Consider the following 14998-nt stretch of genomic DNA (forward strand, 5'->3'; position numbering starts at 1 on the left):
CGCCGATGTAACTTGAACCTTACAATTTGTCCTGCAGGGGTGACACATGGAGCGGGCCGCGTTCGGCGAGCGTTTTGCGTACAACTGGGCCGCCGGCATGGCAGGCCTCGGGCTGTTCACCGCGACCGTCGTGGTCTCGGAGCAGCCGCGCCTGTTCCCGCTGGCGGCGGTCGCGGTCGTGCTGGCGCTGTCGTCGCGGTTCCGCCGGCGCGCCCTGCACGATGCAGGGCATCCCCGCCGCGCGCTGGAAGACGAACGCGACCGCGCCTTCCTCGCCCGCGGCGATCGCGGCTTCCGGACCGCCGCCAGCCTGTGGATGGTGGGCATCGCGTTCGCGCTGGCGACCGGACCGGTGCGCGAGCCGCTGCTGGCGCAGCCCGCACGCCTGCCCGGCCTGCTGGTGCTGGGCGTGGTGGTGGCCAACGTCGTCGGGCATCTGCGGGTGGCCGGGGCCTACCGGCGCGATCGCGCATGACCGGCACTCCGGTCGGCAACGACATCCGCCGCTGGCGCTTCGAGCGCGGCGAGATGACCCAGCAGGCGCTCGCCGATGCCTGCGGCGTCACCCGCCAGACCATCATCGCGCTGGAAGCGGGGCGCTATGCTCCCTCGCTGGAACTGGCGTTCCGGATCGCCCGCGCATTCGGCGCCGGGGTCGAGGACGTCTTCCACTGGAGGAGTGCATGAACCTGTCCGCACGGCTGCGCCTGCCGCTCGCGCTGGTCGCGGTCGCCAGCATCGTGATCGCCACGCTCGTCGCCGGCCTGGCCACCGAAGGCTACTCGCAGCTGCGCCACCCGCTGGCCTGGCTCGGCGCGGAGCAGATGGGGGCGCGCGGCACGCTGTTCGGCCTGTTCGGCTTCGTGCTGCCCGGCCTCATCGGCGCCTGGATCGCGCTGGAACTGCGACCGCGCCTGCCGGCCGACGCGGGATGGGCGGCCCGGATCGGCGCGCAGCTGGCGCTGCTGGCGGCGCTGGGCTTCGCCGCGCAGGGCGTGCTGCCGCTGGACCTGGAGGCGGTCGACCAGGGCGCCAGCCGCTACCACGCCACCGCCTGGCTGCTGTGGGCGCTGGCCTTCCCGCTCGGTGGCGGCCTGCTGGCGGCCGGACTGTGGCAACGGACGGGCTGGCGCGGCTTCGCCGCCTTCACCGCCCTGGCCGCCCTGGTCGTGGTGGCCTGCGGCTTCCTCGGCAGCAGCTGGATCGGCGCCGCGTCCGCGCAGCGGGTGGCGTTCGCGGCCTGGCTCGGCTGGGGGATGCTGGCGGCGGCCGCGCCGCTCAGCCGTGGCGCAGCTTGAGGCCCAGGATCAGCAGGGCCAGCACCAGGGTGATGATGTTGGAGACGATCATCGGCCACGAGTGCAGGACGATCCCGTAGGCCAGCCAGAAGCACAGCCCCGCGGTGAACACCACGTACATCCCCAGCGAGATGCCCCGGGTGTCGCGCGTGCGCAGGGTCTTGACCGCCTGCGGAACGAACGCGACCGTGGTCAGCGTCGCGGCGACGTAGCCGACCCATTCGCCGCTCACGGCGCGCCCGCCGCCGCGGGCTCGCCGGGTCGGCGGTACACCGTGCCGTCCTTCATCACGAAATCGACCTGCATCACCCGCGTGATGTCGGCCAGCGGGTCGCCCGGCACGGCGACGATGTCGGCGCGCTTGCCGGCCTCGATCACGCCCTGGTCGTCGACGCCGAGCACCTCGGCGGCACGGATCGTGGCGGCCTGCAGCGCGGCCGCCGCCGGCATCCCGGCCTCCACCATGTAGATGAACTCGCGCGCGTTGTCGCCATGCGGGCCGACGCCCATGTCGGTGCCGAAGCCGATCTTCACCCCGGCCTTGTAGGCCTTGGCGAACGTGTCCTGGATCTGCGCGCCGATCCGCGCCGCCTTCGGCCGCACCATCTCCGGGAAGTAGCCGTCGACCCTGGCCTTGTCGGCGACGAAGCGGCCGGCGTAGATGGTCGGCACGTACCAGGTGCCGTGCTGCTTCATCAGCCGGATCACCTCGTCGTCCATGTAGGTGCCGTGCTCGATGCTGGTCACCCCGGCCAGGACCGCGCGCTTCATGCCTTCGGTGCCGTGCGCGTGGGCGGCCACCCGGTAACCGTAGTCGCGGGCGGTGTCGACGACGGCCTGGACCTCGTCGACGGTGAACTGCGGCGCGTCGCCCGACTTGGCGTACGAGAGCACCCCGCCGGTGGCGGTGATCTTGATCACGTCGCTGCCTTCCTTGTAGCGCTGGCGCACGGCCTGGCGGGCGTCGTCCACCGAGTTGATCACGCCCTCGGTGGGACCCGGCGGCCCGAGCAGGTGCGAGAGCATGGAGTTGTAGCCGTTGGTCGGGTCGGCATGGCCGCCGGTGGTGGCGATCGAACGGCCGGCGGCGAAGATGCGCGGGCCGCGTACGCGGCCCTGGTTGACCGCGTCGCGCAGGTGCGGGGCGACTTCGCCGCCGAGGTCGCGCACGCTGGTGAAGCCGGCCAGCAGGGTCTTCTCGGCGTAGCCGACGCTGCGGAAGGCGTAGTCGACTGGGTCCAGCCGGAAGCCCTCCGAATAGCTCTGCGGGCTGGACTGGTCCTCCAGGTGCACGTGCAGGTCGGTCCAGCCCGGCATGCAGGTGTGCCCGCGCAGGTCCTGTGCGGTGCCGGTGGAGCCCGCCGGGACGCCGGCGGCCACCGCGGCGATCCGCCCGTCGCGGACCTGGATGGTGTGCGGCCCGAGCAGGCGCCCGCTGCGGGCGTCGAACACCTGGCCGCAGTGCAGCTCGTTCGTGGCCGCCCCCGGCGGTGCATCGGCCTGGGCGAAGGGGGACAGCAGGGCCAGCGTCAGCAGGGAGGCGCGCATGCAGGGGTTCCTGGTTGGGATGGCCGGATGGTAGCCGCAGGCGGGCCCGACCATCGGGCGACCATACGGATGTGGAGGCGGGGGCATGGCCCGTGGCCACGAAGTGGAGCCCCATGCTGCGCTGCGGTACCCTTGGCGACTTTGCCGCAGCCGCCGCGACCCGCAATGTCCGCCGTCCCCGAAAACGCCCCGTCCTACGACCCCCGCGCGGTGGAATCCGCCGCCCAGCAGTTCTGGGACGGCACCCGCGCCTTCGAGGTGAACGAAGCCTCCGACAAGCCCAAGTACTACTGCCTGTCGATGCTGCCGTACCCGTCCGGCGCGCTGCACATGGGCCACGTGCGCAACTACACCATCGGCGACGTGATCAGCCGCTACAAGCGGATGACCGGGCACAACGTGCTGCAGCCGATGGGCTGGGACGCGTTCGGCCTGCCGGCCGAGAACGCGGCGATCAAGAACCGCACCGCGCCGGCGAAGTGGACCTACGCCAACATCGCGCACATGCGCAGCCAGCTGAAGTCGCTGGGCTACGCGATCGACTGGTCGCGCGAGTTCGCCACCTGCTCGCCGGACTACTACGTCCACGAGCAGCGCATGTTCACACGGCTGATGCGCAAGGGCCTGGCCTACCGCAAGAACTCGGTGGTGAACTGGGACCCGGTCGACCAGACCGTGCTGGCCAACGAGCAGGTGATCGACGGCCGCGGCTGGCGTTCCGGCGCACTGGTCGAGAAGCGCGAGATCCCGCAGTGGTTCCTGCGCATCACCGACTACGCCCAGGAACTGCTGGACGGCCTGGACGAGCTGCCGGGCTGGCCCGACTCGGTCAAGACCATGCAGCGCAACTGGATCGGCCGCTCCGAAGGCCTGGAGATCCAGTTCGACGTGGTCGACGGGGCCGGTAGTGCGCTGGAGCCGATCCGGGTGTTCACCACGCGCCCGGACACGCTGATGGGCGTGACCTTCGTGTCGATCGCCGGCGAGCATCCGCTGGCGCTGAAGGCCGCCGGCTCGAACCCGGCGCTGGCCGCCTTCCTGGAGGAGCTCAAGCACGGCGGCGTCTCCGAGGCCGAGCTGGAGACCCAGGAGAAGCGCGGCATCGATACCGGCCTGAAGGCCGTGCACCCGGTGACCGGCGAGCAGGTGCCGATCTGGGTCGCCAACTTCGTGCTGATGGGCTACGGCACCGGCGCGGTGATGGCCGTGCCCGGCCACGACCAGCGCGACTTCGAGTTCGCCAACAAGTACGCGCTGCCGATCGTGCAGGTGATCGCGCTGAAGGAGCCGAAGAACGAGGACGAGAAGTCCTGGGACGCGGCCACCTGGCGCGACTGGTACACCGACAAGACCCGTACGGACCTGGAGCTGGTCAATTCCGGCGAGTTCGACGGTCTGGACTACTGGGGCGCGTTCGAGGCCCTGGCCGAGCGCTTCGAGCGCCAGGGCAGGGGCCAGCGCCGGGTCAACTACCGCCTGCGCGACTGGGGCGTGAGCCGCCAGCGCTACTGGGGCTGCCCGATCCCGGTGATCTACTGCGAGCGCTGCGGCGCGGTGCCGGTGCCCGAGGACCAGTTGCCGGTCGTGCTGCCGGAGGACGTGGAGTTCAGCGGCACCGGTTCGCCGATCAAGACCGACCCGGAATGGCGCAAGTGCACCTGCCCGGACTGCGGGCGCGATGCCGAGCGCGAGACCGACACCTTCGACACCTTCATGGAGTCGAGCTGGTACTACGCGCGCTACACCTCGCCCAAGGCCCGCGACATGGTCGACAAGCGCGGCAACTACTGGCTGCCCGTTGACCAGTACATCGGCGGCATCGAGCACGCCATCCTGCACCTGATGTATTTCCGCTTCTACCACAAGCTTTTGCGCGACGCGCGGATGGTGGACAGCGACGAGCCGGCGACCAACCTGCTCACCCAGGGCATGGTCATCGCCGACACCTACTACCGCCAGAACGCGGACGGATCGAAGGACTGGATCAACCCGGCCGACGTGGACGTGCAGCGCGACGAGCGCGGCCGCATCACCGGCGCGCTGCTGCGCGCCGACGGCCAGCCGGTGCTGGTCGGCGGCACCGAGAAGATGTCCAAGTCGAAGAACAACGGCGTGGACCCGCAGGCGATGGTCGGCAAGTATGGCGCCGACACGGTTCGCCTGTTTTCGATGTTCGCCGCGCCGCCCGAGCAGTCGCTGGAGTGGAACGAGGCCGGCGTGGACGGCATGGCGCGCTTCCTGCGCCGGCTGTGGACCCAGGTGCAGAAGCACGCCGCCGACGGCGCCGCGCCGGCGCTGGACGCCGCGACGCTGGATGCCGGGCAGAAGGCGCTGCGGCGCAAGACCCACGAGACCATCGACAAGGTCGGCAACGACTACGGCAAGCGCCACAGCTTCAACACCGCGATCGCCGCGGTGATGGAACTGATGAACGCGGTGGCGAAGTTCGACGATGCCAGCGCGCAGGGTCGCGCCGTGCGCCAGGAAGCGCTCGAGGCGGCGGTGCTGCTGCTCAACCCGATCACGCCGCATTCCAGCCACGCGCTGTGGCAGCTGCTGGGCCACGCCGAGGCGCTGCTGGAGGACGTGCCGTTCCCGCAGGCCGACCCGGCCGCGCTGGTCCGGGACGCGGTGACCCTGGCGGTACAGGTCAACGGCAAGCTGCGCGGCACCATCGAGGTCGCCGCCGACGCGCCGCGCGAGCAGGTCGAGGCGCTGGCCAAGGGCGAGCCGAACACGGCCAAGTTCCTCGAGGGCCTGGCCGTGCGCAAGGTGATCGTGGTGCCGGGCAAGATCGTGAACATCGTCGCCGGCTGAGCCCCGCGCGCTGCCGCGCGGACTGAAGCCCGTTCGCGCGGCGGGCCGCACCCGGTCCGGCGTGGCAGGCCGTCCGCGTGGACCGCGTCGTCGGCGGTGCCCCGGCCCGGGTGGCATGCGCGGCCGCGCAGGTCGCGCGTCGCGCCGCATCCGGCTCTCAAACCGCGTTCACGCTCCGTGCGGCAGGCTGGCTGCCTGTTGCCGCTCCCGGCCGGCTCGTCCAGACTTGCGCCCATGATCCGACCCGCGTTGTCCGTCCTCCTCCTCCTGGTCCTGGCCGGTTGCGGCTTCCACCTGCGCGACAAGCTGGCCCTGCCCGAGGACTCGCCGCCGGTGCGCGTGGTCTCGACCACGCCCTACAGCGAGCTGGTGACCATCCTCGAGCGCAGCCTGCGCAATGCTGGTGCCACCGTGGCCGAGCGCAGGAAGGGCGCGGACGCCAAGGCCGAGGCCGACGAGAAGGTTTCGCGGCTGGACATCCTGTCCGAACGCTGGGGCGACCTGCCGATCGCGATCGACGAACAGGGTCGCGCCCAGGAGTTCAGCCTGCGCTACGCGACGATCTTCACCTTCCGTCTGGCCGACGGCCGCGAACTCGTCCCGCAGCAGGTGGTCGAGCTGTCGCGCGACTACGTGTCGCCCCCGGAAGACGCCACCGGCACCAGCACCGAGCGCGAGATCCTGGCCGACGAGCTGCGCCGCGAGATGGCCGCTTCGATCCTGCGGCGCGTCGACAGCGTGGTCCGCGCGAACCTGGCCCAGGAGGCCGCGGCGAGGGCGGCGCAGCCGGCCACGCCGGCGCCCGCCGTGGACGCCGGCGCCGGGCAGCCGACGACCACGCCCTGATGGAACTGCGGCCCGACCAGCTGGCCGCGCAGGCTTCCAGCCAGCCGTTGCACGCGGCCTACCTGGTGGCCGGACCCGAGACGCTGCACGTGCTCGAGGCGGCGGACGCGATCCGCGCGCGCGCGCGCGCCGAGGGCGCCGAACGCGAAGTATTCGATGCCGACGGCCGCGACCCGGACTGGGACGGGCTCTCGGCGAGCTTCAACGCACCCAGCCTGTTCAGCAGCCGGCGCCTGATCGAACTCCGGCTGCCGGGCGGCAAGCCCGGCAAGACCGGGGCCGAGGTCATCGCCGCCTTCTGCGACAACCCGCCCGGCGACGTCACCCTGATGATCGTGGCCGGCGACTGGAGCAAGGCCCACCACGGCAAGTGGGTGGACGCGGTTTCGCGCCGGGGCGTGGTATCGATCGCCTGGGCGGTGAAGCCGCACGAACTGCCGGGCTGGATCGAGCGGCGCCTGCGCGAGCGCGGGCTTCGCGCCACGCCCGATGCCGTGCAGGGCCTGGCCGAGCGGGTGGAGGGCAACCTGCTGGCGGCCGCCCAGGAGATCGAGAAGCTCGCGCTGCTGGCGCCCGAAGGCGACCTGGACCTGGCGACGATGCAGTCGCTGGTCGCGGACGCCGCGCGCTATGACGTGTTCCGCCTGGTGGAGGCGACCCTGTCCGGGCAGGCGGCGCAGGTGCGGCGCATGCTGGCGGGGCTTCGCGCCGAAGGCGAGCAGGTGGCCGGACTGATGCCGATGGTGATCCGCGAAGTGCTGCGCGCGGCCGCACTGTCGCGCGCGCAGGCGCGCGGGGCGAACCTCGCCGCCGAAATGAAGTCACAGGGCCTGTGGGAGGCGCGCCAGGCGCCGTTCAAGCGCGCGCTGCAGCGCCATCCCACGCCGCTGCGCTGGAGCCGTTTCGCCGCCTACGCCTCGCGCGTGGACCGCGCCGCCAAGGGCCGCGGGCCAGGCGAACCGTGGCAGTTGCTCGAACGCCTGCTGCTGGCGATCGCCGAGGCGCCGGCCACGAACCTGCTCAAGGGCGCCGGACCGCTGGCGGCCGCGGTGCGCTGAGTGGCACCGGCGTGCTGACGATCTGGTACGGCGGCACCTTCGATCCCGTGCACAACGGCCACCTGGCCATCGCCCGCGCGGCCGCCGACGCGTTCGGCGTGCCGGTGACGCTGGCGCCGGCCGCCGACCCGCCGCACCGCGGCGCGACCGGCGCCGATGCCCAGGAGCGCGCGCGGATGCTCGACCTCGCCACCGCCGGCGACCGCCGCCTGCGGGTGGACCGGCGCGAACTGGAACGCGCCGGGCCGTCGTGGACGGTGGACACGCTGCGTGGCCTGCGCGCCGAACTCGGGCCTGGCGCGCCGCTGGCCCTGCTGATGGGCGCCGACAGTTTCCGCTCGCTGCCGACCTGGAAGGATTGGCGCGAGCTCCCCGGGCTGGCCCATCTCATCGTCGCCGCGCGCCACGCCGGGGGCGACCTGGACGAGCTGCCGGCCGAGCTGGACGAGGCCGTCGCGGGGCGCTGGAGTACCGGGCCGGCCGGGCTGCTGGCGCTGCCCGCCGGCCGGGTGTACGCCCTGCGCCAGCCGCTGCAGCCCGAATCGGCGACCGCGCTGCGCCGGGCCATCGCCGCCAGCGAGCCGGGCTGGCGGGATGGGGTGGCGCCGGCGGTGGCGGCCTGGATCGACGCCCGCGGCCTCTACCGCGACCCATGAACGCGGGCACCACGCCGTCGCCGGTATAATCGGCCGCGTTTCCGCCACTCCGTTCACCCGAGCCTTCCTTGAGCAGCCAAGCCCACGTCATCAAGACCCGCCTCCCCGAACCGCCGCCGCCCGTGGAAGTCCTGCTGGCGTCCGTCCGCGCCGCGGTGGAGGAGATCAAGGCCAAGGATGTCGTCGAGATCGACGTGCGCGGCAAGACCAGCGTCGCCGACCACCTGGTGATCGCCTCGGGCACCTCGACCCGCCACGTGAAGTCGATCGCCGACGAGGTGATCAAGTTCGCCAAGAAGCTCGGCGCCATGCCGCTGGGCGTGGAAGGCGAGCGCGAAGCCGAGTGGGTGCTGGTCGACCTGGGCGACGTGATCGTCCACGTGATGCTGCCCCGGGTGCGCGAGTTCTACGCGCTGGAGCGGCTGTGGACCGTGGGCGACCAGCCCGAGCCCCGCGACGACTGATCGCGTCCGGCGCGCCGCGCGCCCGACGTCCTAGCGTGCTTCGCCCTGGCGGGCGGCATACACCCCGAACACCGCGCCGGTGAACCCGCCGGCCACGGCCGTGCTCAGCAGCGTGCCGTCGACGTCGCGCGCGAGCGTGCGCCAGGCCCCGTCGTCGCCGGCGTACGCGAAATCGTACTTCGCGCCGCGCGCGCGGACGCGCAGCTGCAGCGGCGACGCCGCGGACGTTGACGGCAACGGCGCGCTGGCCAGGCGCGTGCCGGTGGCCGCTTCGCCCTTGTCGCGCCCGTCGCGCCGGTCGAGCACCACCACCGGCGTGCCGTCCTGGCGGGTGACCGCCAGCAGGTACCAGTAGTCCTCGTTCTGGAAGGCCGCGAGCCCGGCGGTATCGCCGTCGTGCTGCGGCACGAACCGCACCGCGGTGGTGGCGGTGGCGTCCTGGTGCTGCTGGCGCCGCGCCAGGAACGAGGGATTGTCGCGCGCACCGAGCAGGACGCCGCGCGCCTGCAGGTGCAGCGCGCCGTCCTTGAGCCGGTACCAGGATTCGCGCGGGTTGCGCACGGTGATCCAGTACGGCGGCAGCCGCGGCCCGTCGAACTCGTCGCGCACCTCGAACGCGCCGCTGGTCGGCAGCGCGGCCCGGCCGGCCGGCAGCGCCGGTGCGTCCAGCACGTAGGGCAGGACCTGCCCCGGCGCGGTGATCCGCGGCCACCCGTCCTGCCAGCGCACCGGCATCAGGAAGGTCTCGCGCCCGGTGTTGACGTAGTGACCCTCGAGTGGCGGGTAGGGCCGGTTGCCGAGGAACACCGCCCACCAGTCGCCGTCCTGGGTCTGCACCAGGTCGGCATGGCCGGCGGAGGTGATCGGGAACGGGCGTTCGCGCGGCAGGTCGCGCTGGGTGAGGACCGGGTTGTCCTGCCATGGCGCGTAGGGACCGGTGACCGTGCGGCTGCGCAGGATCACCTGGCGGTGCATCTCGCCGGTGCCGCCCTCGGCCGCGGTGAGGTAATACCAGCCGTCGCGCTTGAACAGGTGCGGGCCTTCCACGTACTCGGGCTTTTCGGCGATGTCGATGCCGCCATCGAGGATCACCGTGCGCGGCCCGGTGGTGCGCATCGCCTTCGGGTCGAACTCCTGCAGCCAGATCGCACGGTGGCCCGTATAGCGTTCCTTGCCGCCGGCCGGCAGGTCGTTGTTGACGATCCAGGCGCGGCCGTCGTCGTCGAAGAACAGCGACGGATCGATGCCGCCGGCCAGGTCCGGCAGCCACACCGGGTCCGACCACGGGCCGGCCGGGTCGGTGGCGGTGATCACGAAGTTGCCGCCGCAGTTGGGGAAGCAGGTGTTGGCGATCCAGAAGCGGCCGTCGTGGTGGGTGATCGCCGGGGCGAACACGCCGTTGACCAGGTCGTGCTTGCCGAAGTCCAGCTGGTCGACGCGGTCGATCGCGTTGCTGACCTGGGTCCAGTGCACCAGGTCGCGGCTGTGGAACACCGGGATGCCGGGAAACCAGCCGAAGGTGGAATTCACCAGGTAGTAGTCCGCGCCGACGCGGACCACGCTGGGGTCGGGATAGAAGCCCTTGATCACCGGGTTGCGGAACTGGCCCGGGCCCGGCGCGTGCGCGGCATCGGCCGGATCGCTGCCTTCGTAGTGGAACCAGTCGAACACCGCCTCGGGCGCGGCATCGGCGGCGTGCGCATGCCCGGCGCAGAAGCTGGCCGCGGCGAGCAGCAGGGCGGCGCAGGAGGTCGGCAGTCGGCGCATGGCGTGTGGTCGTCGCTCGTGGGGTCGCGCTGGACCGTAGCACGCGTATCCGCAGGCATATCAGCGCTGTCGTCCGGTAATAGCTGGCGTGGCGGCCGGCATGGGGCCCGCCGCCGTCGGCGATATCATGGCCGCATGAAGGCACGACTGATCGCCACCGGCGAACGCGCCCCGTCCTGGGTGGCGGACGGATTCGGCGAATACCGCAAGCGGCTTTCGCACTGGCTGCCGCTGGAACTGGTCGAGGTCGAGCCGGGCCTGCGCGGCAAGGGCCGCGATCCGCTGCGCGCGATCGAGGACGAGGGCCGTCGCGTGCTGGCCGCGCTGCCGAAGAACGCGCACGTGGTCGCGCTGGACGTGCCCGGGCGCGCATGGTCGTCCGCGCAGCTGGCGCAGCGCATGGAGCACTGGCGCCAGCAGGGCCGCGACCTGGCCTTCCTGGTCGGTGGGCCCGAGGGGCATGCGCCGGAGGTGCTGGCCGCCGCGTCCGAATCCTGGTCGCTGGGGCCGCTGACCCTGCCGCACATGCTGGTCCGGCTGGTGGTGGCCGAGCAGCTGTACCGCGCCGCGGCGATGCTGGCCAACCACCCCTACCATCGCGCCTGACCGCGACCGCGGCATGCGCGACCGGCGGCCCGGGCCCCCCGGTCCGCGGGCCCGGCGCGCGCTACTGCAGGCTGAAGCCGATCGGCACCAGGCCCCACGCCTGGACCGCCCGGCCGTCGCGCATCGCCGGCTCGAAGCGCCAGCGCTGCTGCACCTGGCGCACGGCCTCGCGGTCGAGCGAGCGGTGGCCGCTGCTGCGGTCGACGATCACCTCCAGCGGCCTGCCATCGACGTCGACCAGCACCCGCAGCAGCACCGTGCCTTCGGCGCCGGTGCGCAGCGCATCGCGCGGATACGCCGGCGGCGGCGCGACCGCGTAACGCAGCTGCGCGCCCTGCAGCGGCTGGCCGTCCCACGGCGGGGCGATGTCGGGCGGGCCGACGGCCTCCGTCGCAGGATCCGCCTGCAGCGTGCCCTGGTCGACGATGGCCGGCTGCTGCACCGGCTGCATGCGTGGCACCGCGGCCGGCGGCGTGCGCGGTGGCGACACCTTCGGTTGCAGGACCGGCTGCGGCGGCAGCGGCGTGACCGGGACCGGCGGCGTGACGCTCCAGCGCGGAGGCTCCGGCTCGCTGCGCAGCTCCGGCAATGGCGCCTGGGTCAACGGCAGCAGCAGGACCAGCAGGGCCAGGGCGTGCACGGCCATGGCGAAGCTGATGGCGAGGATGCGCGAGGCATCCAGGCGCGGGGATACATCGGACGGCAGCGTGCGAACCATGATCCACCTCCATTGCGCGAATGACGGAAGGAACAACGCACGGACAGGGCGGCCGGGGTTGGCCGCGATGGCCGGCTCCAGACTGCGCCTGGCGCCTCGGCGCCCGCAAGGGGGCGACGCCCGGATTCGACCAAAGTCCATGAGCCCCGACGGACGGTCGATGCCGCGCCGTGCCGGCAAAAGAAAAGCCCGGCCGGAGCCGGGCTTGGAAGGATCGCGCGAACCGCTCAGCGGCCCAGCTCGAACACCACGTCCAGCTGCACCGAGACGCTGCTTTCGCCGGGCGCCACCGGGGTGCTGCCGTCGAAGGCTTCGGCCTTCATCGCCATGCGCGGCATCGGCACCGGCATGCCGCCGCCGCCCTCGGAGATGCTGACGATCCGGCGCACGCGCAGGCCCAGGGTGTCGGCATAGGTCGCGGCGCGGGCCTGGGCGCGCTTGAGCGCTTCCTGGCGGGCCTGGTCGTACAGCGGCTCGGGCTCGTCGATGCCGAAGGCCGGGCCGTTGATCTGGTTGGCGCCGCTGGCGACCAACGCGTCGAGCACCTTGCCCATCTTCGCCACGTCGCGCAGCTTCACCGTGACGGTGTTGCTGGCCTGGTAGCCGGTGATCCGCGGCGGCTGGTTCTCCTCGTAGCGGTACTGCGGGTTGAGGTTGATGCCGCTGGTCTGCACGTCCTTGTCGGCCACCCCGGCGGCCTTGACCGCCGCCAGCACGCGGCCCATCTGCTCGGCGTTCTGGCGCATGGCGGTATTGCCGTCCGCGGCCTGGGTCACCACGCCGGCCGAGACGGTGGCGATGTCCGGCGCGCGCCGGGCCTCGGCCTGGGCCGACACCGACAGCAGGGTGGCGTCGGCGGGGACGGTCGGGACGGCCTGGGCGTGGACCGCCGCGGCCGGGGCGGACAGGGCGAGGGTGGCAAGCAGTACGGCGAGGGTATGGCGCATGTTTCCTCCTTGGATTGTGACGGTGCGCAGGGTTGCGCGGCAGGGTCGGTTCGCAGGGATGAACGCGCCGTGAGCCCGGCCGGGGTCGGCACCGGCGCAGGCCCCCTCGGCCACGGTTCAGCCAGCTGCCGCGGGTTATCCTGTGCCCATGCTGTATCTGGCCTCGAAATCCCCCCGCCGGGCCGAACTGCTCCACCGGCTCGGCCAGCCCCACCGCCTCCTCGATGTCGACGTCCCGGAAGTCCGGGCGCCGGGCGAGGGTGCGGACGCCTACGTGCGCCGCGTGGCCCGCGACAAGGCCCGCGCCGGCTGGCGGCAGGTGGCGGCCGAACCCGGCGCGCGCGTGCTCGGTGCCGACACCGAAGTGGTGCTGGACGACGAGGTCTTCGGCAAGCCGGCCGATGCCGCCGACGCCGCGGCGATGCTGCGCCGCCTGTCCGGCCGCACCCACGTGGTGCTGTCGGCGGTGGTCGTGGTGGACGCCGGCGGCGAGCGCGAGGTGCTGTCGACGACCCAGGTGCGGTTCGCGCCGCTGTCCGACGCCCAGATCGAAGCCTACCTGGCCACCGGCGAGGCGATGGGCAAGGCCGGCGCCTACGCCATCCAGGGCCGCGCCGAGGCCTTCGTCGAGCACCTGGCGGGCAGCTATTCCGGGGTGATGGGCCTGCCCGTGCACGAGACCGCGCGGCTGCTCGAACCCGATGCCGGCCGCGTGCCGCCAGCCACCGGCGCCCGCGCCGCCATCGCCGGATGAGGGCGCACGTGTCCGAAGAGATCCTGGTCAACGTCACCCCGCGCGAGACCCGCGTGGCCGTGGTCGAGAACGGCATGCTGCAGGAGCTGCACATCGAGCGCGGCTGGCGGCGCGGCGTGGTCGGCAACATCTACAAGGGCCGGGTGCAGCGGGTGATGCCCGGGATGCAGGCCGCGTTCGTCGAGCTCGGGCTCGAGCGCGCCGCGTTCCTGCACGCCAACGACGTGGTCCGCCCGGCGCCGGTGGATGCCGGCCAGGCCGACGACGCGCCGCCGCAGCCGGTGGCCACGCCCTCCATCGTCGAACTGTTGCGCGACGGCCAGGAGATCGTGGTCCAGGTGGTCAAGGACCCGATCGGCACCAAGGGCGCGCGCCTGACCACCCAGATCAGCATTCCGTCGCGCTACCTGGTGCTGCTGCCGCAGTCGCGCAGCGTCGGCGTGTCGGCGCGGATCGAGGACGAGGCCGAGCGGCTGCGCCTGAAGACGCTGGTGTCGGAGCTGTCGGCGAACCACGGCGGCCACGGCTACATCGTGCGCACCAATGCCGAGGGCCAGCCGGCCGAGGCGCTGGCCGAGGACATCGCCTATCTGTCGCGGGTCTGGAACGTGGTCGAGCGCCGCGGGCGCGAGGCCGCCGCCGGCACGATCATCTACGAGGACCTGAGCCTGCCGCTGCGCGCGGTGCGCGACCTGATCCGCCGCGACGTGGAGAAGGTGCGGGTGGACTCGCGCGACACCTACGACCGCCTGCAGGCGTTCGTCGCCAAGTACATGCCGGTGCTGGCCGAGAAGATCGAGCTGTACGCCGGCGACCGCCCGATCTTCGACCTGTACGGCGTGGAGGACGAGATCGGCCGCGCGCTGGACAAGCAGGTGCCGCTGAAGTCCGGCGGCTACCTGGTCATCGACCAGACCGAGGCGATGACCACGATCGACGTCAACACCGGCTCGTTCCTCGGCCAGCGCAACCTCGAGGAGACGGTGTACCGCACCAACCTGGAGGCCGCCCAGGCGGTGGCCCGCCAGCTGCGCCTGCGCAACCTGGGCGGGATCATCATCATCGACTTCATCGACATGACCGATCCGGAGCACCGCCGCCAGGTGCTGCGCACGCTGGAGAAATCGCTGGCCCGCGACCACGCCAAGACCACGGTCTACGACTTCTCGCCGCTGGGGCTGGTCGAGATGACCCGCAAGCGCACGGTCGAGAGCCTGGAGCGGCAGCTCTCGGAAACCTGCCCGCAGTGCAGCGGGCGCGGCTCGGTGAAGACCGCCGAGACGGTGACCTACGAGATCTTCCGCGAGATCACCCGCGCGGTGCGCCAGTTCGACGCCGCGCGCCTGCTGGTGATCGCCTCGGCCAAGGTGGTCGCGCGGATCACCGAGGAGGAATCGGCCGCGGTCGCCGAACTGGAAGAGTTCCTCGGCAAGACCATCCGCTTCCAGGCGGACGAGCAGTACCTGCAGGAGCAGTTCGATGTGGTCCTGCTCTGACCGCAAGCGCGTCGTCGTGGTGC

16 protein-coding genes are annotated in these 14998 nt (G+C 72.2%); 11 read left to right on the forward strand and 5 right to left on the reverse strand.

Annotated features, from left to right (window positions below; all coding sequences use genetic code 11):
- Nucleotides 1-46 precede the first annotated feature (46 nt).
- From ACA089_RS00485 to ACA089_RS00495, 3 genes are read left to right on the forward strand one after another with little or no spacing between them, the layout of a single operon-like run.
- On the forward strand, nucleotides 47-475 hold the full coding sequence (locus tag ACA089_RS00485; protein WP_372012374.1) for a hypothetical protein: 429 nt from the start codon (nucleotides 47-49) through the stop codon (nucleotides 473-475).
- Nucleotides 472-687 (forward strand): helix-turn-helix transcriptional regulator, encoded by a 216-nt coding sequence (locus tag ACA089_RS00490; RefSeq protein ID WP_372012376.1) that lies wholly within the window; start codon nucleotides 472-474, stop codon nucleotides 685-687. Before ACA089_RS00485 ends, ACA089_RS00490 begins: the two co-directional genes overlap by 4 nt.
- Nucleotides 684-1298, forward strand: coding sequence for a DUF998 domain-containing protein (locus tag ACA089_RS00495; RefSeq protein WP_372012378.1), 615 nt, complete (start codon nucleotides 684-686; stop codon nucleotides 1296-1298). Before ACA089_RS00490 ends, ACA089_RS00495 begins: the two co-directional genes overlap by 4 nt.
- Here the strand turns inward: ACA089_RS00495 and ACA089_RS00500 are convergent.
- Nucleotides 1279-1530: a SemiSWEET transporter gene (locus ACA089_RS00500; RefSeq protein WP_372012380.1), complete on the reverse strand. Its 252-nt coding sequence runs from the start codon at nucleotides 1528-1530 to the stop codon at nucleotides 1279-1281. The genes ACA089_RS00495 and ACA089_RS00500 overlap by 20 nt on opposite strands.
- On the reverse strand, nucleotides 1527-2846 hold the full coding sequence (locus tag ACA089_RS00505) for a metal-dependent hydrolase family protein (protein ID WP_372012382.1): 1320 nt from the start codon (nucleotides 2844-2846) through the stop codon (nucleotides 1527-1529). The genes ACA089_RS00500 and ACA089_RS00505 overlap by 4 nt, the downstream gene beginning before the upstream one ends.
- 165 nt (nucleotides 2847-3011) lie before the next feature.
- On the opposite strand from ACA089_RS00505, the gene leuS reads away from it, so the two are divergent.
- The 5 genes from leuS to rsfS all read left to right on the forward strand — a co-directional run bounded on the left by leuS (nucleotide 3012) and on the right by rsfS (nucleotide 8687).
- Nucleotides 3012-5663, forward strand: coding sequence for a leucine--tRNA ligase (leuS, locus tag ACA089_RS00510; protein WP_372012385.1), 2652 nt, complete (start codon nucleotides 3012-3014; stop codon nucleotides 5661-5663).
- Between the two features lie 234 nt (nucleotides 5664-5897).
- Nucleotides 5898-6509: an LPS-assembly lipoprotein LptE gene (locus ACA089_RS00515; protein WP_372012388.1), complete on the forward strand. Its 612-nt coding sequence runs from the start codon at nucleotides 5898-5900 to the stop codon at nucleotides 6507-6509.
- Entirely contained in the window at nucleotides 6509-7567 is a 1059-nt protein-coding gene (gene holA, locus ACA089_RS00520) for a DNA polymerase III subunit delta (RefSeq protein WP_372012390.1), read from the forward strand. Before ACA089_RS00515 ends, holA begins: the two co-directional genes overlap by 1 nt.
- 11 nt (nucleotides 7568-7578) lie before the next feature.
- Nucleotides 7579-8223, forward strand: a complete 645-nt coding sequence (nadD, locus tag ACA089_RS00525) for a nicotinate-nucleotide adenylyltransferase (RefSeq protein ID WP_372012392.1) — start codon at nucleotides 7579-7581, stop codon at nucleotides 8221-8223.
- A gap of 68 nt (nucleotides 8224-8291) precedes the next feature.
- Nucleotides 8292-8687, forward strand: a complete 396-nt coding sequence (rsfS, locus tag ACA089_RS00530) for a ribosome silencing factor (RefSeq protein WP_372012395.1) — start codon at nucleotides 8292-8294, stop codon at nucleotides 8685-8687.
- Between the two features lie 30 nt (nucleotides 8688-8717).
- On the opposite strand, the gene ACA089_RS00535 is transcribed toward rsfS, so the two are convergent.
- Nucleotides 8718-10454, reverse strand: coding sequence for a glycoside hydrolase family 43 protein (locus tag ACA089_RS00535; protein ID WP_372012398.1), 1737 nt, complete (start codon nucleotides 10452-10454; stop codon nucleotides 8718-8720).
- A 135-nt stretch (nucleotides 10455-10589) separates the two neighbouring features.
- Between ACA089_RS00535 and rlmH the strand changes: the two genes are divergently transcribed.
- Nucleotides 10590-11060 carry a 23S rRNA (pseudouridine(1915)-N(3))-methyltransferase RlmH gene (rlmH, locus tag ACA089_RS00540; protein ID WP_372012400.1) on the forward strand — a complete coding sequence of 157 codons (471 nt, stop codon included), beginning with the start codon at nucleotides 10590-10592 and terminating at the stop codon, nucleotides 11058-11060.
- A gap of 61 nt (nucleotides 11061-11121) precedes the next feature.
- Here rlmH and ACA089_RS00545 read toward each other — a convergent pair whose 3' ends face one another.
- Together ACA089_RS00545 and ACA089_RS00550 are read right to left on the reverse strand one after the other, a co-directional pair.
- On the reverse strand, nucleotides 11122-11778 hold the full coding sequence (locus ACA089_RS00545; protein WP_372012402.1) for an energy transducer TonB: 657 nt from the start codon (nucleotides 11776-11778) through the stop codon (nucleotides 11122-11124).
- A 227-nt stretch (nucleotides 11779-12005) separates the two neighbouring features.
- Complete coding sequence (locus tag ACA089_RS00550) at nucleotides 12006-12725, reverse strand: SIMPL domain-containing protein (protein WP_372012404.1); 720 nt, start codon at nucleotides 12723-12725, stop codon at nucleotides 12006-12008.
- 148 nt (nucleotides 12726-12873) lie between these two features.
- Between ACA089_RS00550 and ACA089_RS00555 the strand changes: the two genes are divergently transcribed.
- Nucleotides 12874-13479 carry a Maf family protein gene (locus ACA089_RS00555; RefSeq protein ID WP_372017572.1) on the forward strand — a complete coding sequence of 202 codons (606 nt, stop codon included), beginning with the start codon at nucleotides 12874-12876 and terminating at the stop codon, nucleotides 13477-13479.
- Between the two features lie 8 nt (nucleotides 13480-13487).
- Entirely contained in the window at nucleotides 13488-14975 is a 1488-nt protein-coding gene (gene rng / locus ACA089_RS00560; protein WP_372012406.1) for a ribonuclease G, read from the forward strand.
- Nucleotides 14976-14998: the final 23 nt, after the last annotated feature.

This window comes from Pseudoxanthomonas fibrivorans, assembly GCF_041464125.1.
GTDB lineage: Bacteria > Pseudomonadota > Gammaproteobacteria > Xanthomonadales > Xanthomonadaceae > Pseudoxanthomonas.